At 70.7% G+C, this 25,595-nt stretch carries 26 protein-coding genes and 3 tRNA genes; 5 read left to right on the top strand and 24 right to left on the bottom strand.

Annotation, left to right across the window (positions count from 1 at the left end; genetic code table 11):
- Positions 1–7 precede the first annotated feature (7 nt).
- The 9 genes from OG985_RS20060 to OG985_RS20100 all read right to left on the bottom strand — a co-directional run bounded on the left by OG985_RS20060 (position 8) and on the right by OG985_RS20100 (position 5,592).
- Positions 8–1,063, bottom strand: coding sequence for a UDP-N-acetylmuramate dehydrogenase (locus OG985_RS20060; protein ID WP_371669709.1), 1,056 nt, complete (start codon positions 1,061–1,063; stop codon positions 8–10).
- Between the two features lie 119 nt (positions 1,064–1,182).
- On the bottom strand, positions 1,183–1,563 hold the full coding sequence (locus OG985_RS20065; RefSeq protein WP_371669710.1) for a DUF3291 domain-containing protein: 381 nt from the start codon (positions 1,561–1,563) through the stop codon (positions 1,183–1,185).
- A 100-nt stretch (positions 1,564–1,663) separates the two neighbouring features.
- Entirely contained in the window at positions 1,664–3,109 is a 1,446-nt protein-coding gene (locus tag OG985_RS20070; RefSeq protein ID WP_371669711.1) for a DHA2 family efflux MFS transporter permease subunit, read from the bottom strand.
- Between the two features lie 138 nt (positions 3,110–3,247).
- Entirely contained in the window at positions 3,248–3,817 is a 570-nt protein-coding gene (locus OG985_RS20075) for a TetR/AcrR family transcriptional regulator (RefSeq protein ID WP_371669712.1), read from the bottom strand.
- 189 nt (positions 3,818–4,006) lie between these two features.
- Positions 4,007–4,435, bottom strand: coding sequence for a MaoC family dehydratase (locus OG985_RS20080; protein ID WP_371669713.1), 429 nt, complete (start codon positions 4,433–4,435; stop codon positions 4,007–4,009).
- 4 nt (positions 4,436–4,439) lie between these two features.
- Positions 4,440–4,892 carry a MaoC family dehydratase N-terminal domain-containing protein gene (locus tag OG985_RS20085; protein ID WP_371669714.1) on the bottom strand — a complete coding sequence of 151 codons (453 nt, stop codon included), beginning with the start codon at positions 4,890–4,892 and terminating at the stop codon, positions 4,440–4,442.
- 252 nt (positions 4,893–5,144) lie between these two features.
- Entirely contained in the window at positions 5,145–5,309 is a 165-nt protein-coding gene (gene rpmG / locus OG985_RS20090) for a 50S ribosomal protein L33 (protein WP_006347275.1), read from the bottom strand.
- A 91-nt stretch (positions 5,310–5,400) separates the two neighbouring features.
- A tRNA-Met gene (locus OG985_RS20095) sits at positions 5,401–5,473 on the bottom strand.
- A gap of 46 nt (positions 5,474–5,519) precedes the next feature.
- A tRNA-Thr gene (locus OG985_RS20100) sits at positions 5,520–5,592 on the bottom strand.
- 246 nt (positions 5,593–5,838) lie between these two features.
- Here OG985_RS20100 and OG985_RS20105 point away from each other — a divergent pair.
- On the top strand, positions 5,839–7,188 hold the full coding sequence (locus OG985_RS20105; protein WP_371669715.1) for an amidohydrolase family protein: 1,350 nt from the start codon (positions 5,839–5,841) through the stop codon (positions 7,186–7,188).
- Positions 7,189–7,651: 463 nt separating this feature from the next.
- Positions 7,652–8,308: an SDR family oxidoreductase gene (locus tag OG985_RS20110; RefSeq protein WP_371669716.1), complete on the top strand. Its 657-nt coding sequence runs from the start codon at positions 7,652–7,654 to the stop codon at positions 8,306–8,308.
- 58 nt (positions 8,309–8,366) lie between these two features.
- On the opposite strand, the gene OG985_RS20115 is transcribed toward OG985_RS20110, so the two are convergent.
- Positions 8,367–8,579, bottom strand: a complete 213-nt coding sequence (locus OG985_RS20115) for a hypothetical protein (RefSeq protein ID WP_371669717.1) — start codon at positions 8,577–8,579, stop codon at positions 8,367–8,369.
- A 445-nt stretch (positions 8,580–9,024) separates the two neighbouring features.
- Positions 9,025–9,106: transfer RNA gene (locus OG985_RS20120), tRNA-Tyr, on the bottom strand.
- Positions 9,107–9,332: 226 nt separating this feature from the next.
- On the opposite strand from OG985_RS20120, the gene OG985_RS20125 reads away from it, so the two are divergent.
- Positions 9,333–9,821 carry a YajQ family cyclic di-GMP-binding protein gene (locus OG985_RS20125; protein WP_371669718.1) on the top strand — a complete coding sequence of 163 codons (489 nt, stop codon included), beginning with the start codon at positions 9,333–9,335 and terminating at the stop codon, positions 9,819–9,821.
- A gap of 166 nt (positions 9,822–9,987) precedes the next feature.
- Here OG985_RS20125 and OG985_RS20130 read toward each other — a convergent pair whose 3' ends face one another.
- Positions 9,988–10,254 carry a GlsB/YeaQ/YmgE family stress response membrane protein gene (locus OG985_RS20130; RefSeq protein WP_371669719.1) on the bottom strand — a complete coding sequence of 89 codons (267 nt, stop codon included), beginning with the start codon at positions 10,252–10,254 and terminating at the stop codon, positions 9,988–9,990.
- A gap of 200 nt (positions 10,255–10,454) precedes the next feature.
- Between OG985_RS20130 and OG985_RS20135 the strand changes: the two genes are divergently transcribed.
- A complete protein-coding gene (locus tag OG985_RS20135; RefSeq protein ID WP_371669720.1) occupies positions 10,455–11,699 on the top strand; it encodes an APC family permease in 1,245 nt (414 codons plus the stop codon).
- Positions 11,700–12,036: 337 nt separating this feature from the next.
- Here the strand turns inward: OG985_RS20135 and OG985_RS20140 are convergent, their stop codons facing one another.
- The 12 genes from OG985_RS20140 to OG985_RS20195 all read right to left on the bottom strand — a co-directional run bounded on the left by OG985_RS20140 (position 12,037) and on the right by OG985_RS20195 (position 23,872).
- Positions 12,037–12,429: a YccF domain-containing protein gene (locus tag OG985_RS20140; RefSeq protein ID WP_371669721.1), complete on the bottom strand. Its 393-nt coding sequence runs from the start codon at positions 12,427–12,429 to the stop codon at positions 12,037–12,039.
- Entirely contained in the window at positions 12,426–13,289 is an 864-nt protein-coding gene (htpX, locus tag OG985_RS20145) for a zinc metalloprotease HtpX (protein WP_371669722.1), read from the bottom strand. Before htpX ends, OG985_RS20140 begins: the two co-directional genes overlap by 4 nt.
- A gap of 298 nt (positions 13,290–13,587) precedes the next feature.
- Positions 13,588–15,087, bottom strand: a complete 1,500-nt coding sequence (locus tag OG985_RS20150) for an NADH-quinone oxidoreductase subunit N (RefSeq protein WP_371669723.1) — start codon at positions 15,085–15,087, stop codon at positions 13,588–13,590.
- The gene (locus OG985_RS20155; protein ID WP_371669724.1) at positions 15,084–16,658 is read right to left on the bottom strand and encodes a NuoM family protein; all 1,575 of its coding nucleotides are present in this window, start codon (positions 16,656–16,658) and stop codon (positions 15,084–15,086) included. Before OG985_RS20155 ends, OG985_RS20150 begins: the two co-directional genes overlap by 4 nt.
- A 6-nt stretch (positions 16,659–16,664) precedes the next feature.
- Positions 16,665–18,659, bottom strand: a complete 1,995-nt coding sequence (locus tag OG985_RS20160; RefSeq protein WP_371669725.1) for an NADH-quinone oxidoreductase subunit L — start codon at positions 18,657–18,659, stop codon at positions 16,665–16,667.
- A complete protein-coding gene (gene nuoK / locus OG985_RS20165; RefSeq protein WP_371669726.1) occupies positions 18,656–19,048 on the bottom strand; it encodes an NADH-quinone oxidoreductase subunit NuoK in 393 nt (130 codons plus the stop codon). The genes OG985_RS20160 and nuoK overlap by 4 nt, the downstream gene beginning before the upstream one ends.
- Positions 19,048–19,776 (bottom strand): NADH-quinone oxidoreductase subunit J, encoded by a 729-nt coding sequence (locus tag OG985_RS20170; RefSeq protein ID WP_371669727.1) that lies wholly within the window; start codon positions 19,774–19,776, stop codon positions 19,048–19,050. Before OG985_RS20170 ends, nuoK begins: the two co-directional genes overlap by 1 nt.
- The gene (locus tag OG985_RS20175; RefSeq protein ID WP_371669728.1) at positions 19,773–20,432 is read right to left on the bottom strand and encodes an NADH-quinone oxidoreductase subunit I; all 660 of its coding nucleotides are present in this window, start codon (positions 20,430–20,432) and stop codon (positions 19,773–19,775) included. Before OG985_RS20175 ends, OG985_RS20170 begins: the two co-directional genes overlap by 4 nt.
- Entirely contained in the window at positions 20,432–21,400 is a 969-nt protein-coding gene (locus tag OG985_RS20180) for an NADH-quinone oxidoreductase subunit H (protein WP_371669729.1), read from the bottom strand. Before OG985_RS20180 ends, OG985_RS20175 begins: the two co-directional genes overlap by 1 nt.
- Complete coding sequence (locus OG985_RS20185) at positions 21,397–22,782, bottom strand: NADH-quinone oxidoreductase subunit C (protein WP_371669730.1); 1,386 nt, start codon at positions 22,780–22,782, stop codon at positions 21,397–21,399. Before OG985_RS20185 ends, OG985_RS20180 begins: the two co-directional genes overlap by 4 nt.
- Positions 22,779–23,486, bottom strand: coding sequence for an NADH-quinone oxidoreductase subunit NuoB (gene nuoB / locus OG985_RS20190; protein WP_371669731.1), 708 nt, complete (start codon positions 23,484–23,486; stop codon positions 22,779–22,781). The genes OG985_RS20185 and nuoB overlap by 4 nt, the downstream gene beginning before the upstream one ends.
- Complete coding sequence (locus OG985_RS20195; protein WP_371669732.1) at positions 23,477–23,872, bottom strand: NADH-quinone oxidoreductase subunit A; 396 nt, start codon at positions 23,870–23,872, stop codon at positions 23,477–23,479. Before OG985_RS20195 ends, nuoB begins: the two co-directional genes overlap by 10 nt.
- 473 nt (positions 23,873–24,345) lie before the next feature.
- Here OG985_RS20195 and OG985_RS20200 point away from each other — a divergent pair, with 473 nt between their 5' ends.
- The gene (locus tag OG985_RS20200) at positions 24,346–25,548 is read left to right on the top strand and encodes a sensor histidine kinase (protein WP_371674441.1); all 1,203 of its coding nucleotides are present in this window, start codon (positions 24,346–24,348) and stop codon (positions 25,546–25,548) included.
- Positions 25,549–25,595: the final 47 nt, after the last annotated feature.

The raw sequence follows: 25,595 nt of genomic DNA on the forward strand, positions 1-25,595 counted from the left end.
CGGGTGCCTAGAGGCTGACCCCGACCGTCACCGGCTCGTTGACCAGCGTGATCCCGAAAGCCTCGCGCACCCCGGCGACGACCTCACGGGCCAGCGCGAGCAGGTCCTCGGTGCTGGCCGCACCGCGGTTGGTGAGGGCGAGGGTGTGCTTGGTGGAGATGCGGGCGGGTCCGGTGCCGTACCCCTTGGTGAAGCCCGCCTTGTCGATCAGCCAGGCGGCGGAGGTCTTGGTGTGCCCCTCCCCCGCCGGGTAGGCGGGGGGCTGCGTCTCCGCGCCGAGCCGCTCCCGCACGCGCGCGTGGAACGCCGTGAACTCCTCGTCGGTGAGGATCGGGTTGGTGAAGAAGGACCCCGCCGACCAGGTGTCGTGGTCCTCGGGGTCGAGGACCATGCCCTTACCGGAGCGCAGTTTCAGCACGGTCTCGCGGGCCTTGCCCAGGGGCACGCGGTCGCCGGGCTCCACGCCGAGGGCGCGGGCCGTCTCGGCGTACTTGAGCGGTGCGGACAGTCCGTCCGCGTCCGCCAGCTCGAAGCGGACCCGCAGGACGACATACCGCTCGGGGTCGGCCTTGAAGCGGCTGTGGCGGTACGAGAAGGCGCACTCGGCGTTCGGGACGGTGACCGTCTCGCGGGCGACGCGGTCGTACGCGACGACCTCGGTGATCGTCGAGGAGACCTCCTGGCCGTACGCCCCCACGTTCTGGATGGGGGTGGCGCCCGCCGAGCCCGGGATGCCGGCGAGGCACTCCACACCGGCGAGTCCGGCCTCCACGGTGCGGGCGACGGCGTCGGTCCACACCTCGCCGGCGGCCAGCTCCAGCCGGGTGCCGTCGAGGGCGAAGCCCTTGGTGGCGATCACGAGCGCGGTGCCCGCGAAGCCCTTGTCCCCGATGACGAGGTTGGAGCCGCCGCCGATGAGCAGCAGGGGCGTGCCGCTGTCGTCGGCCTCGCGGACGGCGGCGATCACCTCGGCGTCGGTCTGCGCGGTGACCAGCCGGGTGGCGGGGCCGCCCAGCCGGAAGGTGGTCAGCGGGGCGAGGGGGGCGTCGTGGAGTTCCTGCACGCGCCCAAGACTACGAGACGGCACTGACAGCCCCGACCGTCCCAAGCCACCGGGAACGGCCCGGCCGTCGGGCCGAGCCGTTTCCTCGTGTCCACGCGCGCATGCTCGCGCGGGCGAAGTCAGCCAAGGCGCCGGAACGCCTCGTTCCAGTCCACCGGAAGGCTGTCGCTCGTCGTCGTCCAGGTGGCGAACTTCGCGTCCCGCATCTGCGCGGCCAGCCCCCTGGACGTCGGCGCGTGGGTGCCCGTACGGGCGAAGTCCTTGAGCGCCTCGGCCGACTCCCAGGCGGAGAGGGTCCAGAAGGTCCGCCGGAACGGCTGTGCCCTGAGGGATGCCCCGTAGGCACCGGGGGCGCTGCTCACCTGCCGCCACACTCCCGGCGTGCGGGCCAGGAATCGGAGCGCTCCCCAGACGGTGCGGGTCTCGAAACGGGAGGCGAAGACATGGACGTCGGTGGACCGGGGCGGGGTGTTCGGCACGGTCCAGGGAAGGGTGGGCACGTCGGGCTCCTCTCGGTGTCGCGAAGCAGTGGTCGGGCGGTGGCTCTGTGCGTCAGCCGGTCACTCGATCAGTGGGCCGGGGGGCCACGGGGGCCAGGGGTCAGTGGGAGGCGGCGGTCTCGGGGACTCGGGCGGGGGCCTGCGCCGTCGCGTTCTCGGCGGGGACGTCGGGACGTCGGGCCGGGATGGCCAGCGCCGCGAATCCGGCGAGTGCCACCACCACGCCACCGGTCATCAGCGCGGGGCGCAGTCCGTCGACGAACGCCTGGCCGCTCTCGTAGCCGCCCTGGGCGGAGAAGATCGACGCCATGACGGCGATGCCGAGCGCGCCGCCCACCTCGCGCAGGGCGTTGTTGGCGCCGGAGGCGACGCCCTGTTCCCTGGGCAGAACGCTGGACATCACCAGGTTGGCGGCCGGGGCGAAGTACAGGCCCATTCCGATGCCGCTGATGATCAGGCCGGGCAGCTGGATCGCGTAGGAGGCGTCGGCGGTGACCACGGCGGCCATGTAGCCGAGGCCGACGGCCTGGAGGAAGAGGCCGGTGGCGACGACCGGGCGGCCGCCGACGCGGTCGGAGAGGATGCCGGCGATCGGCGCGACGATCATCGGCATACCGGTCCAGGGCAGCATCCGCAGGCCCGCCTCGGTGGGCGAGTAGCCGAGCACGCCCTGCATGTACTGGCTGAGCAGGAAGATCGAGCCGAACATGCCGAGGAACATCAGCAGGCTCGCCACGTTGATGCCGGTGAAGGCCCGGGAGCGGAACAGCCGCATCGGCAGCATGGGGTTCTTGGCGCGGACGCTGTAGAGCACGAAGCCGACGAGCAGCGCGGCTCCGGCGAACAGGCCGGTCAGGACCATGGAGCTGCTCCAGCCGTCGGCGGGCCCGCGGACCAGGCCGTAGACGATCCCGAAGAGGCCGCCGCTGGCGAGCAGGGTGCCCGGGATGTCGAGCGGGGCGCCGGTGCCGTGCGACTCGGCGAGGCGGAGGCGGGCCAGCGGCAGCAGGGCCAGGCCCAGCGGGACGTTCAGCCAGAAGATCCAGTGCCAGGAGATGTGTTCGGTGAGGGCGCCGCCGATCAGCGGTCCGGAGGCCACCGCGAGTCCGTTGACGGCTCCCCAGATGCCGTACGCCATCCCGCGCTTGGCGGCGGGCACGGCGGCGGTCAGGAGGGTCAGCGTCAGGGGCATCATGATCGCGGCGCCGACGCCCTGGACCGCGCGGGCGGCGATGAGGGCGTCGATGCCGGACGCCATGGCCGCGGCGGCGGAGGCGCCGGTGAAGACGGTGAGTCCGACGAGGAAGAGCCGGCGACGGCCGAACCGGTCACCGAGCGCCGCGCCGAACATCAGCAGGACGGCGAAGGTGAGCGTGTAGGCACTCACGGTCCATTCCAGGTCGTCCATCGCTCCGCCGAGATCCTTGCGGATGGAGGGCAGGGCGGTGGTGACGACGAGGTTGTCGAGGGCCGCCATGAACCCGGCGACGCTGGTGATGACGAGGGCCCAGACGGCTCCCCCGCGAGGTTCGGTCTGCTGTGACATCGCTCCCCCAGAGAGTGATCACGATTTTGATTAGTTATTGATGACTAACTTTTACGCTCAGAGAGAGGCCCTGAAAATGCCTTCCTTCACTGATCCCGCGTGCCGCACTCCTCCCCCCTGCGGCTCGATCCGGCCCTTCTACGCCTCGAGCCGGCCCGTCAGCCGCGCCGACGGGTAGAGCCCTTCCCAGACCCGGTGCTCGGGCGGAAACCCCATGCCCACCAGGCAGTTGATGAGCATGCCGTACGCCAGGAAGGTCGTCGTCTCGTTCACGTCGGCGCCGAGGGGCAGGTGGACGGTGTCCCACAACCGCATCCAGCCGGCCCGTACCGTCTCGCCGAACTCGTGGTCACCGGCCTGCTCGGCGGCGGCCACCGCCACGTACATCTGCATCTGCATCATCAGCCGCTCGGGGTGTTCCGCGATGACCTTGGTGTACGCGTTCGCCATGGCATGCAGGGCCTCTTCCCCCGAGAGCCCGTCGGACGCCTCCTCGAAGGTACGGATGGTGTCCTCCACGCACCGCTCGGCGGCCGCCAGGAAGATCGCCTTCTTGCCCGGGAAGAGCCGGAAGAGATACGGCTGCGAGACACCGACACGCTTGGCGATCACCTCGGTCGACGTCCCGTGGTAGCCGCCGCGGGCGAACTCGGTCGTCGCCGCACGAATGACGCTCTCGCGCCTCTCTTCTGCGCTCATCCTGACCATGCGGCTAAGTTAGTACTCAATCACTAACTACGTCAAGGCTCTATGGACGGCTGCCACGGGAAGTGTCCTACGGAACGCCACCACCACACCAACCGTTGGGGCGGGTAGGGGGACAGAAACACGTAAGGGACGCCCCGCCATGGAGGACGCCCCTTACCCGAACCTCAGCACCCTCTCCTGCCCAAGCGCTCAGGCCAGCCGTACGACCGCCCGGGACATCCCCAGCACCTTCTGGCCGGCGCTGGTCGCCGTGAGGTCCACTCGGACCGTGTTGTCGTCGAGCTTGACGGCGACCTTGCCGCTGACCTCGATCGTGGCGCCCTGGTCGTCATTGGGGACGACGACGGGCTTGGTGAAGCGCACCCCGTACTCGACGACCGCGGCCGGGTCGCCGGCCCAGTCGGTGACCACGCGGATCGCCTCCGCCATGGTGAACATGCCGTGCGCGATGACGTCCGGCAGCCCGACCTCCTTGGCGAACTTCTCGTTCCAGTGGATCGGGTTGAAGTCCCCGGAGGCTCCCGCGTACCGCACGAGCGTGGCGCGCGTCACGGAGAAAGTCTGCGCGGGCAGTTCGGTACCGACCTCGACATCGCCGTAAGCGATCTTCGCTGTCATCTGTTCACGCCTCCCCGGCCGCGCGGGCCACCAGCTTGGTCCAGGCGGTCACGACGTGCTCGCCGGCCTCGTCGTGGACCTCGCCGCGGATGTCCAGGATGTCGTTGCCCGCCATGGACTTGATCGCCTCGATGGTCGAGGTGACGGTGAGCCGGTCACCGGCGCGCACCGGGCGGGTGTAGGCGAACTTCTGGTCGCCGTGCACCACACGGCTGTAGTCCAGGCCCAGTTGCGGGTCCTCGACGACCTGCCCGGCGGCCTTGAAGCTGATCGAGAAGACGAAGGTAGGCGGAGCGACGACGTCGGGGTGCCCGAGCGCCTTCGCGGCCTCCGGGTCCGTGTACGCCGGGTTGGCGTCCCCCACCGCCTCCGCGAACTCGCGGATCTTCTCCCGGCCCACCTCATAGGGCTCGGTGGGCGGGTAGGTCCGCCCCACGAAGGACTGGTCGAGCGCCATGGCTCGGCACCTCCTGCTGTCTGCCGTGGCCGACCTGCACCTGAGGTCTGCCGTGATTGACCTGCCGTGATCGACCGGCCGTGATTGACCTGTCGTGGTTGACCGACCGTGACCGGCCCGTCGTGGTTGACCGGCCGTGACCGGCCTGCCGTCGCCGGCCTGTAGTCGGTCAGAACCGGTCGGTAACCGGTACCGAAACGACACGAGGCCGCCCCCCAGACTGCGGGGACGGCCTCGTGTACGAGCCTGAAATTATCGCGTTTCGCGGTGCGCGGTGTGCGCCTTGCAACGCGGGCAGTGCTTCTTCATCTCCAGTCGGTCCGGGTTGTTACGCCGGTTCTTCTTGGTGATGTAGTTCCGCTCCTTGCACTCCACGCAGGCCAGCGTGATCTTCGGGCGGACGTCGGTGGCAGCCACGTGAGTGCTCCTTGACGAACGGATGGGACAGGGTTCAACGCATAAAAGAGTAGCCGATCGAAGGACCGACCCCGCAATCGGCTACTGTCAGTAGCGGTGACCGGACTTGAACCGGTGACACAGCGATTATGAGCCGCTTGCTCTACCGACTGAGCTACACCGCTGTGATGCGATCAGTTCCCGCCTTGCGGCGGGAACCTCTCACACCAGAGCCCCAATACGGAATCGAACCGTAGACCTTCTCCTTACCATGGAGACGCTCTACCGACTGAGCTATTGGGGCGAGCGATGAAGACATTACACGCTCGGCCGCCGTTCACCCAAATCCGTTTCGGGGCCGCCGTCGAACCCGGTTCCGGGGGCCTTCCGGACGCCCCGTGAGCCTCTCCCGCAGCCCTGGCCACACAGGACCACACCGGTACGACTATTACCCTCCTCCCCGAACCGGACGGGTCGTCACCCTAGGCTCGACTCACTCTGCGTGATCTTGCGTCCCCCTGTGAGCAGTCCCCGAGCCCCCTGGAGCGCGATGCCCGACAGCCAGCCGCAGCCGCCTCACTCGCCGTCGGGCCGGTCCTCTTCCTCAGGGGCTTCGGACAGATCCGGACCGTCGGGTTCCTCGGGCTTCTCCGGGGCGTCGGGCTTGTGGGGCGCGCGGGGTTCCGCGGGGCAGGCCGACGCGGCGGCCCTGCTGTTGTGCGGGGCCCGGCTCACCGACGGCCGGAGCGTGGATGTACGGCTGGGCGGCGGGCGTATCGAGGCGGTCGGCACGGCCGGCAGCCTGGCGGTGGGCGGAGCGCACGGTCACAGCACGCGCGTAGACCTCACCGGCTTTCTCCTGCTGCCGGCCCCGGCCGAGCCGCACGCCCACAGCGACACCGCGCTGGCGGCCGACGACGACGGGCCCGTCTCGTACGACGCCCAGGACGTCCAGCGCCGCGCCACGGAGGCGGCCCTGCTGCAACTCGGACACGGCGCGACCGCGCTGCGGGCCCACGTACACGTGGGCGACGTCCAGGGGTTGGGCGCGCTGGCCGCCGTACTGCAGGCACGGCGTTCGCTGCGCGGGCTCACCGATCTCGCGGCCGTGGCGATGCCGAGGGTGCTGACCGGCGTGGCCGGGGCCGACGGGCTCGCGATACTGCGGGAGGCGGTCAAAATGGGCGCCGCCGTGGTCGGTGGTTGCCCGGACACGGACCCCGATCCGACGGGATACGTGGAAGCCGTCCTGGAGGTCGCCTCCGAGCACGGCTGCCCCGTCGACCTGCACACCGACGGCGCCGACCCGGCCCGGCTCGCCCGGATCGCGGCGATGGCGGGAGGACTGCGCCCCGGGGTGACCCTCGGCCCCTGCGGCGGCCTGGCCCGGCTGCCCACCGAGGTGGCCGCGCGGGCCGCGGACCAACTCGCGGCGGCCGGCGTCGCGGTCGTCTGCCTGCCCCAGGGCGGCTGCGGCGCCGTCGACCGGCGGGGCACCGCTCCGGTACGGCTGCTGCGCGCGGCCGGAGTACGGGTCGCCGCCGGCAGCGGCGCCCTGCGCGACGTGTCGAATCCGGTGGGTCGCGGCGACCCGCTCGAAGCGGCCTATCTGCTTGCCTCGCGGTACGGGCTGCGCCCCGAGGAGGCGTACGAGGCGGTGAGTTGGTCGGCGCGGGCGGTGCTGGGGCTGCCCGAGGTGCGGGTGGAGGCCGGCTTCCCGGCCGAGCTCCTGGCGGTGCGCGGAGACGGACTGGCGGGCGCGCTGTCGCTGGCGTACAGCAGGGTCGTCGTACACCAGGGGCGGGTGGTGGCGCGGACGAGTGCGGTACGTGAGTACTGCGGCTCGGCCGCCACGGCGGAGCCGGGACTGCCGCGGCAGGGGCGGGGCGAAGTGTCCTGAGCCGCAGGGCACAGGGCGGCGGCGGGCGGTCGGCGGCGTGGTGTTGCGAGCCTTGCGGGGCGATGTGTCCCAGCTGCCGCGGGAGCGGAGTGTCCTTGCTGCCGCGGGAGCGGTGGGTCCTTGCTGCCGCGGGAGCGGAGTGCCGGGGCTCCGGTAGCGGAGTTCTGAGACCGCGGGAGCGAGTGGTGAGCCCGGGGACGCCGGAAGGTGAGCCCTGGAGAACGGTCCCGGGGGTGGAGCGGTGGGCCCGAATGGAGCGGAGGGGCGGGACCCGGGGGCGGACTGGTGGGCCCGGGTGGAGCGGCGGGTCTGGACCCGGGGGCGGAGCGGTTGGCCGTGGTGGAGCGGCGGGTCGGGACCCGAGAGGCCGACTGGTGGGTGCTGGTGAGTGGAGTGGTGAGCCCGTGGGGACATGACTGCGGCCGTGCGGCGGATGGGGCCGTCCGGGCGTACGGTCGGAAACATGCGCATTGTCATCGCTGGTGGTCATGGTCAGATCGCGTTGCGGCTGGAGCGCCTGCTCGCCGCGCGCGGATACGAGGTCGCGGGGTTCATCCGCAAGGCCGAACAGAGCGACGACCTGCGGGAGGCCGGCGCCGAACCGGTCCTGCTGGACCTGGAGTCGGCTTCGACCGAGGAGGTCGCGGCCCATCTCCAGGGCGCCGACGCCGCAGTCTTCGCGGCCGGTGCGGGCCCGGGCAGCGGGGCGTCCCGCAAGGAGACGGTGGACCGCGACGCGGCGATCCTCTTCGCGGACGCGGCGGTCCGCGCGGGCGTTCGCCGTCACGTGGTCGTGTCGTCCATGGGCGCCGATCCCGCACACGAGGGCGACGAGGTCTTCGACGTGTACCTGCGCGCCAAGGGCGAGGCCGACGCGTACGTCAGCGGACTGGACGCCCTCGACTGGACGATCCTGCGTCCGGGTTCGCTGACGAACGACGCCGGTACCGGCCTCGTACGCCTCGAGGCGCACACGGGGCGGGGAAGCATCCCGCGCGACGACGTGGCCGCCGTACTGGCCGAGTTGGTGGACACCACGGCGACGGCCGGCCTGATCCTGGAGGTGGTCAGCGGGTCGACACCGGTGTCGGTGGCGGTGAAGTCGGTGGCCGGGAACTGACGTAGCGCCGCGGCTTGTCGATGCGTCTCAGAACAGGGACGGGTTTCAGGGGCAGGTCTCAGAACAGGGGCAGTTGGCCGGGGAACTCCGGGACCACGTATCCGTCCAACGACGGTTGCGTCGACCCGAGTTCCGCCTGCCTGCGCGAGCCGGGGCACGAGACAAGTTCCCCGCTCCCGCGTGCGCCGGGCGGGTCGTGCCGCGCGAACCGACCGGCCACGACGGCGATTTCGCGACGGCATTCGGGACAGCGCCTGCGACGAGTGGACATGGTGTCAGTGTGCCCCGAGCGGGCAGGGGTTCGCGCCCGACGAGGGCCCGCGGGAGGCCGTCCCACGGCCCCAACCGACGAACACACTCCCGGGCCGCCCGGGCCTCACGAGATTCCGCATCCAGCAGAACGTCCGCACGGCCACAGCCCGGCCGCAGGCACCGCGCCTCCGGCCGAACCAGGAGCGGCCGCTCGCACGTGACCTCGGTGCTCGATGCCCATGATTCGGCCGTGGGGTGTGCACGGTGTCCAGCCAAGCGCCGAGCCGGCCGTCTCACCCGGGTCGCCCCCAGAGGGAGGACGGGCACCCTTTCGCTTTTATGATCTTCGCCACGCAGCCGCCTGCGCCCCGCGTCGGCATACCAACCTCTGGAACGCCGGGCTCCGCAACGACGAAAGGGCCTGTGATCAGCATTGCTGCTGGTCACAGACCCTTTCGGTCGTGTGGCGGCGCCAGGATTCGAACCTGGGAAGGCTAAGCCGGCAGATTTACAGTCTGCTCCCTTTGGCCGCTCGGGCACACCGCCTGGGGTTTGCTGCCCTTCGAACCGTCTTTCGGCGGCGCTCCGTGGCAACGACGTAAACGATACCCGATACGGAGGGGTGCTTCGCCACCCGATTGATCTGCGCCCGGGGGACCTCGGGTGGCTAGGCTGGTCCGGATGCGGCCCGGGTGACGCCGGGCTCGGCGGTCGCCCCCAGGTACGCCGATACGCACCCTGATACGCACACCGATACAAGGAGCCACAGGACATGGCCGACTCCAGTTTCGACATCGTCTCGAAGGTCGAGCGGCAGGAGGTCGACAACGCCCTCAACCAGGCCGCCAAGGAGATCTCGCAGCGCTACGACTTCAAGGGCGTGGGCGCCTCCATCTCCTGGTCCGGTGACAAGATCCTCATGGAAGCGAACTCCGAGGACCGGGTGAACGCCGTCCTCGACGTCTTCCAGTCCAAGCTCATCAAGCGCGGGATCTCGCTGAAGGCGCTGGACGCGGGCGAGCCCCAGCTCTCGGGCAAGGAGTACAAGATCTTCGCGTCCATCGAGGAGGGCATCTCCCAGGAGAACGCGAAGAAGGTCGCCAAGATCATTCGTGATGAGGGCCCGAAGGGCGTGAAGGCCCAGGTGCAGGGCGAAGAGCTGCGCGTCAGCTCTAAGAGCCGTGATGACCTGCAGGTCATCATCGCCCTGTTGAAGGGCAAGGACTTCGAGTTCGCCCTGCAGTTCGTGAACTACCGGTAGCCGGTGGTCCGAGCGCGGCGCTCGTACGAGGAAGGGTGGGCACCCGGCGGTCTGCCGTCGGGTGTCCACCCTTCTCGCCTGCTGGCCGCGGGTCGAGGGGTGCGCCCGGTCGTGCCCTTCATGCTCGGGCATGGTCGGTCCGGTCGCGTTCGTTCACGTTCGGTTCTCAGTCGCGTGAGTTGCCGAACAGGAGGCGATAGGCGATCAGGAGGACGAGTGAGCCGCCGATCGCCGCCGTCCAGGTGGCACCGTCGTAGAACTGCTTGCTGATCGGGTGGTCCAGCCAGCGGGCCGAGATCCAGCCGCCGATGAACGCGCCGGCGACGCCGATGAGGGTGGTACCGATGAAGCCACCCGGGTCACGGCCGGGCAGCAGAACCTTGGCGATGGCTCCGGCCAGCAGTCCCAGGATGATCCAGCTGATGATGCTCATGCGGTGAACCTGCCCTCTCGTGCTGTGCCCGCACTGTCCCGACACTGTGCTTTCGGTCCAGGGCGGACTGTGCCCGTGGTTCGGGCGCCCTGCTTGTCGCGCGCGTACACACCGTCGGTCGCGCGCTTGTTCGTGCTCTGTTGAGGGAGAGGACGTCAGGCCGGCACCCGGTGGTTGCACCGGTCAGTAGGGTGCGGCACATGAGTCTCTCCGGTGCCGAACTGCGGCGCACGCTGGGCGTCGGCGACGCCGTCGTCATCGGGCTGGGCTCCATGGTCGGTGCCGGGATCTTCGCCGTGCTGGGACCCGCGGCGGGCGCGGCCGGGTCCGGGCTGCTGCTCGGGCTCGCGCTGGCGGCCGTAGTCGCCTACTGCAACGCCACGTCGTCGGCTCGCCTGGCCGCTCTGTACCCGGCGTCGGGCGGTACCTATGTGTACGGGCGTGAGCGGCTCGGTGAGTTCTGGGGTTATCTGGCGGGCTGGTCGTTCGTGGTCGGCAAGACGGCCTCCTGTGCGGCGATGGCGCTCACCGTGGGCGCTTACGTCTGGCCGGGTCAGGCGCACGCGGTGGCGGTCGCCGCGGTGGTGGCGCTGACCGCGGTGAACTACGGCGGTGTCCAGAAGTCCGCCTGGGTGACCCGGGCGATCGTGGCGGTCGTCCTGGCTGTCCTCGCTTCCGTGGTCGTGGTGTGCCTGGGGTCGGGGGCGTCCGACGCGGGACGGCTGGACGCGGGAGTCTCGGGAGGCCCGGACGGGGTGCTGCAGGCGGCCGGTCTGCTGTTCTTCGCGTTCGCCGGCTACGCGCGCATCGCGACCCTGGGTGAGGAGGTACGGGATCCCGCCCGCACCATTCCGCGTGCGATCCCGCTGGCCCTGGGGATCACGCTGGTGGTGTACGCCTGTGTGTCGGTGGCTGTCCTCTCGGTGCTGGGAGCCGGTGGTCTCGGTCACGCGGAAGCGCCGCTGGCCGACGCGGTGCGGGCGGCCGGGGTGCCCGGGCTCGTGCCGGTGGTGCGGGTGGGTGCCGCGGTAGCCGCGCTGGGGTCGCTGCTCGCCCTGATTCTGGGCGTGTCCCGGACCACGCTGGCCATGGCGCGGGACCGGCATCTGCCGGGTGCGCTGGCCGTCGTCCATCCGCGGTTCCAGGTGCCGCACCGGGCGGAGCTCGCCGTCGGTGTGGTGGTCGCGGTCCTGGCGGCCACCGTGGACGTGCGGGGCGCGATCGGGTTCTCCTCCTTCGGTGTGCTCGCGTACTACGCGGTGGCCAACGCGTCGGCCTGGACGCTCGGGTCCGCCCCGGCGGCCCGGGTGGTGCCGGCCGTCGGGTTGCTGGGGTGCGTCGTGCTGGCCTTCGCGCTGCCGGCGGCTTCGGTGGTAGCGGGTGCGGGAGTGCTCGTGCTGGGCGTGATCGCGTACGGCGCACGGCGAGGACTGGCGGGGCGGTAGGCGGACAGCGCGGGGCGGGCTCCGGTGGCCTTTCAGGGCGCCTGTACGGCTGCCGCGGGTATGCGGAATGCGGCCCAGGTGTCCAGCCGTTCCCCCACTGCTGTCGGCAACTGCTCGATCTCGGTCATGGATTCATCATGCCGGGCGGCGCCGACAGTCGGTCCGGCCTGTGGACAACCATCACCCTGTGGACAACCGGGCTGTGGAAAACCGATTGGCTGTGGAAAAGGGAAGCGTCGGGGAGTCGTCGGCCATGACCGGCCACAGCTGGTCGTGGCCGGCCGGGCCGTGAGAGACCCGGCCCCGGTCGGCCCGGCAGCAGTGAGAGCCGCCGATGTCAGCGTGTCGCGAACGGCTCGTCCGTGCGCACGATTTCGCGTCCCAGAGGGAGCAACGACACGGGGAGCAGCTTGAAGTTGGCGATGCCGAACGGGATCCCGATGATCGTGATGCACAGGGCGATGCCGGTGACGATGTGGGCGAGGGCGAGCCACCAGCCCGCGAGGACCAGCCACAGGACGTTGCCGACGCAGGAGGGCGCTCCGGCGTCCCGGCGTTCGACCGTGGTGTACCCGAAGGGCCACAGGGCGTAGACGCCGATGCGGAAGGCCGCGATGCCGAAGGGGATGCCGATGATCGTGATGCACAGCAGCAAGCCTGCGGCCAGGTATCCGAGGAACAGCCAGAAGCCGCTCAGGACGAGCCAAATGACGTTCAGAATGGTTTTCACTGGGGGCGACCTGCCATTTTCTCGAGCCGGGCGATGCGCTCCGCCATCGGCGGGTGCGTCGAGAACATCTTGGAGATTCCCTGACCCGGGCGGAAGGGGTTCGCGATCATCATGTGGCTCGCGGTCTCGATCCGGGGCTCAGGGGGCAGTGGAAGTTGTTTCGTGCCGAGTTCGAGCTTGCGCAGGGCGCCGGCCAGGGCGAGCGGGTCGCCGGTGAGCTGGGCGCCGGACGCGTCGGCCTCGTACTCCCTGGAGCGGCTGATGGCCAGTTGGATGACGCTGGCGGCGAGCGGGCCGAGGATCATGATGAGCAGCATGCCGAGGAGACCGGGGCCGTCGTCGTCGTCCGAGCGGCCGATCGGGATGAGCCAGGCGAAGTTGACCAGGAACATGATCACGGAGGCGAGGGCGCCGGCGACCGACGAGATCAGGATGTCGCGGTTGTAGACGTGGCTGAGTTCGTGGCCGATGACGCCGCGCAGTTCGCGCTCGTCCAAAAGGCGCAGGATGCCTTCCGTGCAGCACACGGCGGCGTTGCGCGGGTTGCGGCCGGTCGCGAAGGCGTTGGGGGCCTCCGTCGGGGAGATGTAGAGGCGGGGCATGGGCTGGCGGGCCTGGGTGGAGAGATCACGGACCATGCGGTACAGGGCCGGGGCTTCGAACTCGCTGACCGGTCGGGCACGCATCGCGCGTAGAGCCAGTTTGTCGCTGTTCCAGTACGCGTACGCGTTCGTGCCCAGGGCTACGAGGACCGCGATGATCAGCCCCATCCGGCCGAAGAAGCTGCCGATGAGGATGATGAGTGCGGACAGTCCCCCGAGGAGGACTGCGGTCCTGAGCCCGTTGTGCCGGCGGTGCACGGTACGCCCTCCAAGTGGTGCGGCAGGGGAACCCTTTGCCTGCTGATCCTGTTCGTCGATCTCCGTTGCCACCGGTGCCGTGGTGTCACGTCCAGTGGACCCTCCCGTACTGGTCAACGCCAGGCGGGGATTACTAGTTCCCTTGTGCGTACGGCGGCGCGCGTGGTCCGTCCGGGTGATGCCGACGGTGTGCGGCGGCACGCGCGCGTGCCGGTTCGGGTGCCCCACGCGCGCGTGCCGAAAGCACCGGGCGGTACGGGTGAGCGCGGAGCGGTGCCTCAGTGGGTCTGCTCGCGCGTCAGAACAGTCCGGTGTCGGCGAAGCGCAGGACGAGCTGGGGGGCTCCGGAGAGGGCGATGGCGAGCAGCGCGGTCAGGGTGATCGCGGCCGTGAGGGGTGCGGGGGCGCGGTGCTTGACGGGTTCGCCCTCGGGAGCGCGGAAGAGCAGGGCCGTCCACTGGAGGTAGTAGAAGAGGGCGATCACGACGTTGACGGCCATGACCACGGCGAGCCAGCCGAGACCCGCGTCGACGGCGGCGGAGAAGACGGTGACCTTCGCGAAGAGGCCGATGATGCCGGGTGGCAGCCCGGCGAGGCAGAGCAGGAAGAAGGCCAGGAGGAGGGCTGCGACGGGGTTCGTGGCGTAGAGGCCGCGGTAGTCGGCGATGCGGTTGAGGGCCCTGGTGCGGCCCACCAGCGCGGCCACCGCGAAGGCGCCGAGGTTCACGGCCGCGTACATGAGGGCGTAGGCGACGGTGGAGCCGATGGACCTCTCGGCGTCCTCGGTGTACGCGGCGGCGGCGATCGGCACCAGCAGGTAGCCGGCCTGGCCGACGGACGACCAGGCGAGGAGGCGTACCGCGCTGTACGCGCGCGTGGCCTGCTGGCGCAGGGCGCCGACGTTGCCGACGGTCATGGTGAGGGCGGCCAGCGCCGCGAGTGCCGGTCCCCAGACGTCGCCGTAGGACGGGAGGGCGACGACGGTGACGAGGATCAGGCCGGAGAAGCCGACCGCCTTGCCTACCACCGACAGGTAGGCGGCGATCGGGAGGGGCGCTCCCACGTAGGTGTCGGGCACCCAGAAGTGGAAGGGCACGGCGGCCGTCTTGAAGGCGAAGCCGACGAGGGTGAGGACGACGCCGGTCTGGGTGAGGGTGTGGAGCTGCCCGTCGACGTGCTGGATCCGGTCGGCGATGCGGGTCAGGTAGAGGGTGCCTGTGGAGGCGTACACGAAGCTGATGCCCATGAGACTGACCGCGGTGGCGGTGACCGAGGACAGGAAGAACTTCAGGGCGGCTTCGGAGGACTTGCGGTCGCCTGGCCGGAGGCCGACGAGGGCGAAGGCGGGCAGCGAGGCGACTTCCAGGGCGACGACGAGGGTCGCCAGGTCGCGGGAGGCGGGCAGGAGAGCTGCGCCGGCGGCCGAGGAGAGCAGCAGGAACCAGTACTCCCCTTCGGGCATCCCCTTGGCGTCGTCCTTGAGGGTGGTGACCGACAGGAGGGCGGCGAGGAGGGCTCCGCCGAGGACCAGGAGCTGGATGACGAGGGTGAAACGGTCGGCCGTGTAACTGCACAGACCGGCCTCGCCGGTCGCGCAGAAGGTGCTGCGGTCGCCGTCCAGGAGGGGCAGCAGGAGGAGCGCGGAGGCGGCGAGGCCCGCGACGGACACCCAGCCGAGCAGTGCCTTCCTGGCCTTGTCGACGAACAGGTCGGCGACGAGGACGACGAGCCCGACGGCCGCGGTGACGGTGGGCGGCGCGATGGCGAGCCAGTCGACGGACTGGACGACGGAGCTCATCGGCTGCCTCCTGCGAGAAGTTGCTGCACGGCCGGATCGGTCAGGCCGAGCAGTGCCTTGGGCCACAGGCCGGCGACGACGGTGAGGACGACGAGCGGCGTCCAGGCCGCGAACTCGTAGGGCTGCACGTCGGCGATTTTCGGGGCTTCCTGGGGTGCGGCGCCCATGCAGACGCGGCGGACCACGACGAGCATGTACGCGGCCGTCAGGAGGGTGCCGAACGCGCCGATCGCCATGAAGGTGAGGAAGGCGGGGCGGCTGAGGTCGGCGGCCGGGTTGAACGCGCCGAAGAGTGCCAGCATCTCGCCCCAGAATCCGGCGAGGCCGGGCAGGCCGAGCGAGGCGACCGCGGCGAACGCGAGGAGGCCTCCGAGCCGTGGGGTCTTGCCGTAGAGGGCGGCGCCGGTCTTGTCGGCGAGGGTGTCGAGGTCGGTGGTTCCGGTGCGGTCCTTGAGCGCGCCGACCAGGAAGAAGAGGAGGCCGGTGATGAGGCCGTGGGCGATGTTGGCGAAGAGGGCGCCGTTCACACCGGTCGGGGTCATGGTCGCGATACCGAGCAGGACGAAGCCCATGTGGCCGACGGAGGAGTACGCGATGAGGCGTTTGAGGTCGCCCTTCGCGCCCTGCTTGGCGAGGGCCAGGCAGGCCAGCGATCCGTAGATGATCCCGACGACGGCGAAGGCGGCGAGGTAGGGCGCGAAGGTACGGAAGCCGTCCGGTGCGACCGGGAGGAGAATCCGGACGAACCCGTACGTACCCATCTTCAGCAGTACGCCGGCCAGCAGAACCGAACCGACCGTCGGAGCGGCGGTGTGGGCGTCGGGGAGCCAGCTGTGCAGGGGCCACATCGGGGTCTTGACGGCGAGCCCGATCCCGATCGCCAGAACGGCGGTGACCTGCACTGATGTGGTCAGCGACGAGCCGTTGTCAGTGGCGAGTGCCACCATGTCGAATGTGCCCGCGTTGATTCCGATCAGCAGCAGGCCGAGCAGCATGACGACCGAACCGAGCAGGGTGAAGAGGATGAACTTCCAGGCGGCCTGGGTCCGTTGAGCACCGCCCCAGCGGGCGATGAGGAAGTACATCGGGATCAGGACCGTCTCGAAGGCGAGGAAGAAGAGAAGCAGGTCGAGGACGGCGAAGGTGGCGAGGGTGCCGGACTCGAGGACGAGCACGAGTGCGACGAACGCCTTGGGGGACGGGCCCGAAGGCATCTTGAAGTAGGAGTAGAGCGCGCAGAGGAAGGTCAGCAACGCGGTCAGGACCAGAAGGGGGAGGGAGATGCCGTCGATGCCCAGGTGGATGCGTACGTCGAGCGCCGGGATCCAGCTGATGTCGGTCGTGGCCTGCATCTTCGACGGATGGTCGTGGTCGAAGCCGAGCGCGAGCACGATCACGGCAATGAGGACCACGCCGGTGACGGTCACGCCGTGCCGCAGCACGGCCTGCTCCGGCGACTTCCCCTTCAGTCCGGGCGGGGCCGGCAGGAGAGCGGCGGCGGCACCCAGGAGCGGGCCGACCACGATGAACGCCAGAAGAAACTGCATCACGGACTCGTTGATATCGATCACGCCTGCTCACGCTCCCGTGGCGACGAGGACGGCGGCGACCGCGAGAACGACGGTGCCGGCGAGCAGCGCGCTCACATAGGTCTGCACGTTGCCGGTCTGGGCGCGCCGTACGGCGGCGCCGAGCCAGCGCGGTAGGGCGCCCGCGCCGCGTACGTAGGTCTCGACGACCTCCCGGTCCAGGAACCGGACCAGGGTCGCGGCTGCCTGCACCGGGCGGACGAAGAGGGTCGTGTACACGGCGTCGAGGTGGAAGCCGGCGGCCGCGTGGCGGTGCAGCGGGCCGAGCAGGAGGCGGCCGGGGTCGGCCGGGTCGGGTGCGTACGCCACGTCTCCGTAGGCGGGTGCGTGGCTGGCGATGGCCTCCGCCTCGACTAGTCCGGCGTCGCCCTCGGGGTGTGCCGCGACGGCGCCCAGGGGGACGCGGGCCGCGACGGCGGAGGTGTGGCGCCAGGCTCCGTAGACGACGATCCCGCCGACCAGGGCCACGCCCGTGCCGAGGACGGAGGTGGTGAGCGTGGGGGCCAGGTCACGGCCGTCGAACCAGTCCGGGAGTGTGCGGTAGGCGAACCCGCCGAGCGCGAGAGACGGGACGGCGAGCACCCAGAGCACCACGGTCATGGTGAGGGGCTGACGGCCGTGGTCGGGGGCCTCGGTGCCCTGGCCGCGGAAGGCGAGCAGCCACAGGCGGGTCGCGTACGCGGCGGTGAGGAGGGCGGTGACCAGGCCGGCGAGGAGGACGGTCCAGCCCGCCGCGCCGGGTGCGTGCTCGGTGTGTCCGGTGGCCACGTGCTCGGCGGCGCCGAGGACGGACTCCTTGGAGAAGAAGCCGCTGAACGGCGGGATGGCGGCGAGCGCGAGGAGCGCCACGGTCATCGTCCAGTAGGCGTCGGGGACGCGGTCGGGGAGGTGACGCATGCGGGACATGGCGGCCAGCGAGTTGGTGCCGGTGGCGTGGATGATCACGCCCGCGGCGAGGAAGAGCAGCGCCTTGAAGGCGCCGTGGGACAGGAGGTGGAAGACGGCGGCTCCACGGTCGCCGACGGCGAGGGCGCCGGTCATGTAGCCGAGCTGGCCGATCGTCGAGTAGGCGAGGACGCGTTTGATGTCGTCCTGGGCGAGCGCGGCGAGCCCCGAGCCGACCATCGTGACGGCGGCCATGACCGCGAGGACGACCATCGCGGCCGCGGAGGCCTGGAAGACCGGGAGGAGACGGGCGATGAAGTAGACACCGGCGGCGACCATGGTCGCCGCGTGGATCAGCGCGGAGACGGGGGTGGGGCCCGCCATCGCGTCGGGAAGCCAGGTGTGCAGCGGGAACTGCGCCGACTTGCCCGCCACGCCGGCCAGGAGCAGCAGGGCGATCAGGGTCGGGTGGTCGAGGCCGCCGCTCGCGGTGGTGGCGAGCACCTTGGTGATGCGGAAGGAGCCGGCGTCGGTGGCGAGGGCGAACAGGCCGATGAGGAAGGGGACGTCACCGAGTTTGGTGACCAGGAAGGCCTTGATGGAGGCGGCGTGGGCCTCCGGGGTCTCCCAGTAGTGGCCGACCAGGAAGTACGAGCAGATGCCCATGATCTCCCAGCCGACCAGCAGCACGATCAGGTCGCCCGAGTAGACGACGAGCAGCATCGCGGAGGTGAAGAGGGAGACGAGAGCGGCGTACGAGGGGTAGCGCGGGTCGTCGCGCAGGTAGCCCGTCGAGTAGATCTGCACGCAGGTGGCGACGAGGCCGACCACGACGGCGACGAGGGCGGCGAAGCCGTCGATGTGCAGGGCGAGTTCGATGGGGACCGAGCCGGTGGGCGTGAGCTCGGTGGCGGAGTCGATGACCTGGTCGCCGCCCTGCCGTACGGCGACCAGCGCGGCCAGCGCGAACGCGCCGAGGGTGGGCAGGACGGCCAGGGGGCGGACGAAGCCGGGGGCTGTGCGGCCCAGGAGCAGGGCGGCCGCGGCGCCCAGGAAAGGAAGGAGGGGGACGAGGACGGCGAGGGTGGTCGTGGTCACGCGGTGGCCTCAGCCTTCTCGGCGGTCGTCCCGGTCTCGTCGCCGTCGCTGTCGGGGCCGTCGGACTCGTGGCCCTCCGCGGTGTCGCGGAGCCGGTCGATGTCCGCGGTGCCGCGGGAGCGGTGGACGGCGAGGACGATCGCCAGACCGATGCCGATCTCGGCGGCGGCGATGGCGATGGTGAACAGCGTCAGGGCCTGACCGGAGTGCAGGGTCTCCTCGGCGGCCTTGCTGAGCCAGACGTCGAAGGCCACCAGGTTGAGGTTGACGGCGTTGAGCATCAGCTCGACCGACATCAGGACCAGGATCGCGTTGCGGCGGGCCAGGACGCCGTACAGGCCGGTGCAGAACAGGAGGGCGGCGAGCACGGCGGGATAGGCGAGGTGCATCAGCGTGCCTCTTCGTTGTCGGCTTTGCCTGCCCGGTCGGCTCTGTCGGCGCTGTCTGTCCGCTCCGTCTTGCCGGCCCTGTCGGTCGGGTCGGGGCCGGCTGACCGGTCGGGGCCGGCCGGCCGGGCGCTGCGGGTGCCGGGGAGGTTCGCGGGGGTGACCGCGTCCGGGTTCGCCTTGCGGGACAGGACGATCGCGCCGACCAGGGCGGCGAGGAGGAGGACGGAGAGGGCCTCGAAGGGCAGGACCCAGTTCTGGAAGAGGCTCGCTCCGGTGGCCTGGGTGGAGCCGGCGGCGGGGCCGTCCAGGTCGATCCAGGTCGTGCGGAAGGCGTCGACCACGACCCAGACCAGGGCGGCCGCGGCGGCCAGGGCCACGGTGAGGGCGGCCCAGCGGTTCCCGGAGTCGGCGTCCGGGGAGCGGCCGATGGGAGCCTTGGTGAGCATCAGCCCGAACAGGAGGAGGACGACGACGGAACCGACGTAGATGAGGACCTGCACCCAGGCGATGAACTCCGCGGTGAGCAGGAGGTACTCGACGGCGAGGCCGCCGAGGGTCACCACCAGCCACAGCGCGGCGTGCACCAGCTGCCGGGTGGTGACGGTGACGAGCGCGGCGCCGAAGGTCGCGAGACCTACGAGGAGGAAGGCGATCTCGACGCCGGTCGGGGAGAGGAAGCCGTGTCCGGTGTCCCCCGCGAGGTGGCCGGCGGTCGCTGCGAGAGTCATTCCCCGTCCTCCTGCCGCGGCTGGTCCGTCTGCTGCTTCGAGTCACCCGCGGGCCGGGTGGGGGACTCGGCCGCGCGGGCCTGCTCCTCGGCGTGCGGCTCGGTGCCGGTGGGGGGCGCGGTCGTCTCGGCCTGGGCCGCGGCGAGCTTCTCGGCGGCCTTGCGGGCGCTCGCGATCTCCTTGGGTTCCTCCGCTCCGGGGTCGAGAGCGGGTGGGGCCGGGACCGTCCACATCCACTCGCGGAGCTTGTCGCGCTCGTGGGTGAGTTCGTGGATGTCGGTCTCGGCGTACTCGAACTCCGGGGACCAGAAGAGGGCGTCGAAAGGGCAGACCTCGATGCAGATACCGCAGTACATGCAGAGGGAGAAGTCGATGGCGAAGCGGTCGAGGACGTTGCGGCTGCGCTCGCGGCCACCGGGCGCGGCGGGCGGGACCGTCTCCTTGTGGGAGTCGATGTAGATGCACCAGTCCGGGCACTCGCGGGCGCACAGCATGCAGACCGTGCAGTTCTCCTCGAACAGGCCGATGACGCCGCGGGTGCGGGGCGGGAGGTCGGGCTGGACGTCCGGGTACTGCTCGGTGACGGTCTTCTTCGTCATCGTGCGGAGGGTGACGGCCAGGCCCTTGGCGAGGCCGGAGCCGGGGATGGGGGCCACTAGGAGATCACCACCTTGACGATGCCGGTGAGGGCGATCTGGGCGAGGGAGAGGGGGACGAGGAGAGTCCAGGCGAGTTTCTGCAACTGGTCCTCGCGCAGGCGGGGGTAGGTGACGCGCAGCCAGATGACGACGAAGGCGAGGACGGCCGTCTTCAGCAGGGTCCAGACCCAGCCGAGGCCGTCCGCGCCCCAGGGGCCGTGCCAACCACCCAGGAAGAGGACGGTGGTCAGACCGCAGAGGACGACGATTCCGGCGTACTCGGCGAGGAGGAACAGGGCGAAGCGCAGGCCGGTGTACTCGGTGTAGGCACCGAAGATGATCTCCGAGTCGGCGACCGGCATGTCGAAGGGCGGGCGCTGGAGTTCGGCGAGGCCGGCGACGAAGAAGACGAGCGCGCCGACGATCTGCCAGGGCAGCCACCACCACTCGAAGGCGTCGAGGATGCCCGGCAGCGAGACCGTACCGGCCGCCATGGCTACGGAGGCGGCGGTGAGGAGCATCGGGAGTTCGTAGGCGAGGAGCTGGGCGGCAGTGCGCAGGCCGCCGAGGAGGGAGAACTTGTTGGCCGAGGCCCAGCCGGCCATGAGCGAGCCGAGAACGCCCACGCCCATCACGGCCAGGACGAAGAAGATGCCGGCGTCGACCACCTGGCCGACGGCGCCGTCACCGGGACCGATGGGGATGGCGAGGAGGACCAGGAGGTACGGCAGGAGGGCCACGGCAGGGGCGAGCTGGAAGATACGACGGTCCGCGCCCGCGGGTACGACGTCTTCCTTCTGCGCGAACTTCACGCCGTCCGCCACGAGTTGAGCCCAGCCGTGGAAGCCGCCCGCGTACATCGGGCCGAGGCGGCCCTGCATGTGGGCCATCACCTTGTGCTCGGTCTGGCCGACGATCAGGGGGAAGGTGAGGAAGACGACGAAGACGATCAGGAGTCGCAGGGCGACGTCGAGAGCGTCGTTCACTGCGGGCCTCCTTCGGGGTCTTCGGGGGTGGGGGCGGGGGCGGGGGCCGGGCCAGGGGTGGTGGCGGAGTCGGGGTGGGACTCCGGCTTTGGCTTCGGCTTCGGCTCCGGCTTTGGTTCCTGCTCCGGCTCCGGCTTTGGTTCCTGCTCCGGCTCCGGCTTTGGTTCCTGCTCCGGCTCCAGCCTTGGTTCCTGCTCCGGCTCCGGTTGGGCTTCGGGATCCGGCTCCGGCTTCGGCTCCGGTTGGGCTTCGGGCTTCGGCTTGTTGCCGGAGTTCGATGTGCCGCCGGGCTCCGGTTCGGCTTCGGGCTTCGGGTCCGCGTGGGCCGGGCGGGCGTGGTGCCACGGGGCGTCCGGGCTGCGCGGGGCGGTGGGAGGCTTCGGGGGCGTGGAGGGGGTGTCCTCCGTGGGCGCGGACGCGGCGGGGGCCGCAGTGTCGCCGCTGTCGCCGCCGTCCGTCGGTGCTGGGTCCGGCGTGGTCGGCCGGCTCGCGGACCCGCCCGAGGCGCTGCGTGCCCGGCGTGGCGCGGCGGAAGAACCCGTCTCCGAGCCCGGCGAAGTCGTCACGTCCGGCGCCGGAGGAGCCGCTGACTGGCTGGCCGAGCCCTGCGAAGCCGAACGCGCACGCCGCGGAGCACCCGGAGCACCCGGAGCACCCGGATCCGGCGAAGTCGCGGTATCCGATGCCGTGTCCGTCGCCCGAGGGGCCGCCGACTGGCTGGCCGAGCCCTCCGAGACCGAACGCGCACGTCGTGGTGGGCGGTCGCCGGTGGGGCGGGTGGTGGCGCGGGCCGGGCGGGTCGGGGCAGGGGGGAGCTGGCCCTTCAGGGGGCCCCATTCGTTGGGGTCGGGGACGCCCGGGGGGAGCATCTGGCGGCGCTTGGGTCCGCCGTGTTCGGACTCGCCCGGTTCCTTGGCGCCGGGCCAGGCCTTGGCGACGCGGGCGGCCAGGACGAAGTCCTTGCGCAGGGGGTGGCCCTCGAAGCCCTCGGGGAGCAGGAGGTGGTCCAGTGCGGGGTGGCCCTCGAAGACGACGCCGAACATTTCGTGCGTCTCGCGTTCGTGCCAGCCGGCGCCGGCGTAGACGTCCACGGCGGACGCGAGGACCGGCGTCTCGTGCGGGATCGTCGTGCGCAGCAGCAGCCGTCGTACCGGGGACAGCGCGACCACGTGGGCGGCGACGCGGAAGCCCGTGCCGGGCTCGTCGACCGCGCTCAGCCAGTCGAAGTAGGTGCAGGCCAGCTCGTCGCGGGCGGTGCGCAGCGCGGTCGTCCACGCCGTCGGCGGTACGTCGACCGTGAGGATTTCGTACGACTCCTCGGCCGTGGCGTCCGGGCCGAAAAGTTCCGCGGTGGGGGCCGGCAGCCAGCCGGTCGTGGTCATCGGGGGTTCCCCTCCGCACCAGGTCCGGCGACCGGTCCGGTGGACGGGCCGGCGGTCGGTCCGGCGGTCGGTCCGGTGGCCGGTCCGGTGGCCGGTTCGGCTGAAGGAGTGTGGCTCGGGGGCTTCACCAGGCCGCTCTGGAGCGCCGCCGTCGAGGGACGCGCCGTGCCGTGTCCGTACCGCTCCCCCAGCGACTCCCGGGCGATCTTCTCCTGGAGCTTCAGGATTCCCTGGAGCAGCGCCTCGGGGCGGGGCGGGCAGCCGGGGACGTACACGTCCACGGGGATGATCTGGTCGACGCCCTTGGTGACGGAGTACGAGTCCCAGTACGGGCCGCCGCAGTTGGAGCACGCGCCGAAGGAGATGACGTACTTCGGTTCGGGCATCTGCTCGTAGAGCCGCTTCACGGCGGGCGCCATCTTGTCGGTGACCGTGCCGGAGACCACCATCAGGTCGGCCTGGCGCGGGCCGGGCGCGAACGGGATCACGCCGAGGCGAATGAAGTCGTGGCGGGCCATCGACGCGGCGATGAACTCGATCGCGCAGCAGGCGAGGCCGAAGTTGAAGACCCACAGGGAGTAGCGGCGGCCCCAGTTCAGGACCACCTTCATGGGCTCGGGGGCGAGGCGGGCGAGTGCGCCCAGCCGTTTCGGCTCCGGCAGGTACACGGGCTCCGGGGAAGCAGTTTCTGGGGTCACGTCCATTCCAGGACGCCCTTCTTGTAGGCGTACAGCAGGCCCACGGCCAGGAAGCCGAGGAAGACGAACATCTCGACGAGGGTCGCGGCGCCGTAACCGGGCGCGGCGAAGACCGTCGCCCAGGGGAAGAGGAAGATCGAGTCGACGGCGAAGATGACGTACAGGAAGGCGTAGACGTAGTAGCGGACCTGTGTGTGGGCCCAGCCCTCGCCGACGGGGTCTACTCCGCACTCGTACGTCAGGAGTTTCTCGGGGGTGGGAACCACGGGGCGCAGCAGGCGCCCGGCTCCGAAGGCGACGGCGACGAACAGCACGCCGACGACGACGAGCAGTCCGACGACCGAGTAGGACTGGAAGTAGTCCGCCGCCACGACGACGGTCTGTTCCGGCACGTCCGTCCCTCGCTCCCTGATCAGTGACGACCTTGAGGTCCTCTTGCCCTTGCGGCCCTGTTCCTTGCGGGCCCTGTTCCTTACGAGTCTGTCGCCCCTGCGGCCCTGTTCCCTTGTGGCCCCGTGACCATGCGGTGCTGCGACCCTACGATCCGGTGATCTGCGGCCGGTGGTCGTGCGCCCCACTGAACGCTGCCGTTCGACGATCTGTACGCACGGGAGTCTAGGGCCTGCTAAAGAGACGGTAAGCAGGTCGTCACGGGTGGACATGCCGGGGTGGGGTTTTCCCCAGGGCATCGCGGCGGCCCACCTCATGGCGCGGCGGCGCGTCAGGCGGCACGCTGACCCATATGACCGAACGCCTCCCGTCCGCGGACAGCGGCCAGTTCCCGCCCGCGGACAGCGACCGCCTCCTGTCCGCGGACGACCACGATGTCCCGGCCCCACCGGTGGCAGGTGACTACCTGCCGCCCATGGACGACGAGCATCTGCCGCCCGGGGACTACGAGCATCTGCCGCTCGGGCATCAGGACCGTCTGCCGCCCGCCCGTTTCGCCTACGACCGGCACACCTGGAAGGAGATCGCCCACCTCCTCGCGAACCTCCCCGCGTCCCTGCTGGGGTTCACCTACGTCATGACGGTCCTGGTCACCGGGGCGTCGCTGACCATCACGGTGATCGGGTTCCCGCTGCTCGCGGCCGGACTCATGGGCGCGCGGCTGCTGGGCAAACTGGAGCGAGGACGGGCCCGGGCGCTGCTCGGAGTGCGGGTGGACGAGCCGAGTCCGCTCCCGTTGCGCAGCTCCGGGGGACTCTTCGCGAAGCTGTGGATGGCGCTGAAGGACCCGGTGGGCTGGCGCACGGTGCTGTACGACTTCATGCGGTTGCCCTGGGGCATCCTCACCTTCACCATCACGCTGACCTCGCTGTTCGTGCTGTGGCCGGTGCTGCCGTTCATCGCACGGGGCCTCGCCAACGCGGACCGGGCGATGGTGCGCGGCCTGTTGTCGCCCTCCGACGAGCTGGAGCGGCGCATCGCCGAGCTGGAGTCGGACCGGGGTGTCGTGGTCGACACGGCCGCCGCCGATCTGCGGCGCATCGAGCGCGACCTGCACGACGGGGCACAGGCCCGGCTGGTCAACCTGGCGATGGGGCTCGGTCTGGCGAAGGAGAAACTGCTGGAGGGCCAGGCCGACGACACGGTGGCGCTGATGGTCGAGGAGGCGCACGGCGAGGTGAAGCTCGCGCTCCAGGAGCTGCGCGATCTCGCCCGGGGCATCCATCCCGCCGTACTGACGGACCGCGGTCTGGACGCCGCGCTGTCCTCGGTGGCCTCGCGCTGCACGGTGCCGGTGAAGGTGACGGCCGATCTGGACGCGCGGCCGGCCGCGGCCATCGAGGGCATCGCGTACTTCACCGTCTCGGAGCTGCTGCAGAACATCAGCAAGCACAGCGGGGCGCGGTCGGCGTCGGTCGACGTGTGGCGGTCGGAGGAGCGGCTGCTCATCCAGGTGTGGGACGACGGCCGGGGCGGTGCGCGGCTCGACGGCGGCACGGGCATGCGGGGCCTGGCCGACCGGCTGGGCGCGGTCGACGGGCTGTTCGTCGTCGACTCGCCGCCGGGCGGCCCGACGACGGTGACGGCGGAGCTGCCCTGGCGCAACCGGAGCGAGTAGGCCTCGCCGGGACGGTAGCAAGGCCTCGCTGGGCCGGTAGCAAGTAG

Source organism: Streptomyces sp. NBC_00289, assembly GCF_041435115.1.
GTDB lineage: Bacteria > Actinomycetota > Actinomycetes > Streptomycetales > Streptomycetaceae > Streptomyces.

What these genes read in the sequence shown, in the direction of transcription:
- OG985_RS20110 (WP_371669716.1), top strand. Translation starts at nt 7,652, where the DNA reads ATGCGCATTGTCATCGCTGGTGGTCATGGTCAGATCGCGTTGCGGCTG.
- OG985_RS20105 (WP_371669715.1), top strand. Translation starts at nt 5,839, where the DNA reads ATGCCCGACAGCCAGCCGCAGCCGCCTCACTCGCCGTCGGGCCGGTCC.
- OG985_RS20075 (WP_371669712.1), bottom strand. Translation starts at nt 3,817, where the DNA reads ATGGTCAGGATGAGCGCAGAAGAGAGGCGCGAGAGCGTCATTCGTGCG.
- nuoB (WP_371669731.1), bottom strand. Translation starts at nt 23,486, where the DNA reads ATGGACGTGACCCCAGAAACTGCTTCCCCGGAGCCCGTGTACCTGCCG.
- OG985_RS20185 (WP_371669730.1), bottom strand. Translation starts at nt 22,782, where the DNA reads ATGACCACGACCGGCTGGCTGCCGGCCCCCACCGCGGAACTTTTCGGC.
- OG985_RS20135 (WP_371669720.1), top strand. Translation starts at nt 10,455, where the DNA reads ATGAGTCTCTCCGGTGCCGAACTGCGGCGCACGCTGGGCGTCGGCGAC.
- OG985_RS20070 (WP_371669711.1), bottom strand. Translation starts at nt 3,109, where the DNA reads ATGTCACAGCAGACCGAACCTCGCGGGGGAGCCGTCTGGGCCCTCGTC.
- OG985_RS20085 (WP_371669714.1), bottom strand. Translation starts at nt 4,892, where the DNA reads ATGGCGCTCGACCAGTCCTTCGTGGGGCGGACCTACCCGCCCACCGAG.
- OG985_RS20200 (WP_371674441.1), top strand. Translation starts at nt 24,346, where the DNA reads ATGGACGACGAGCATCTGCCGCCCGGGGACTACGAGCATCTGCCGCTC.
- OG985_RS20115 (WP_371669717.1), bottom strand. Translation starts at nt 8,579, where the DNA reads ATGTCCACTCGTCGCAGGCGCTGTCCCGAATGCCGTCGCGAAATCGCC.
- OG985_RS20130 (WP_371669719.1), bottom strand. Translation starts at nt 10,254, where the DNA reads ATGAGCATCATCAGCTGGATCATCCTGGGACTGCTGGCCGGAGCCATC.
- OG985_RS20170 (WP_371669727.1), bottom strand. Translation starts at nt 19,776, where the DNA reads ATGACTCTCGCAGCGACCGCCGGCCACCTCGCGGGGGACACCGGACAC.
- nuoK (WP_371669726.1), bottom strand. Translation starts at nt 19,048, where the DNA reads ATGCACCTCGCCTATCCCGCCGTGCTCGCCGCCCTCCTGTTCTGCACC.
- OG985_RS20125 (WP_371669718.1), top strand. Translation starts at nt 9,333, where the DNA reads ATGGCCGACTCCAGTTTCGACATCGTCTCGAAGGTCGAGCGGCAGGAG.
- OG985_RS20150 (WP_371669723.1), bottom strand. Translation starts at nt 15,087, where the DNA reads ATGAGCTCCGTCGTCCAGTCCGTCGACTGGCTCGCCATCGCGCCGCCC.
- OG985_RS20080 (WP_371669713.1), bottom strand. Translation starts at nt 4,435, where the DNA reads ATGACAGCGAAGATCGCTTACGGCGATGTCGAGGTCGGTACCGAACTG.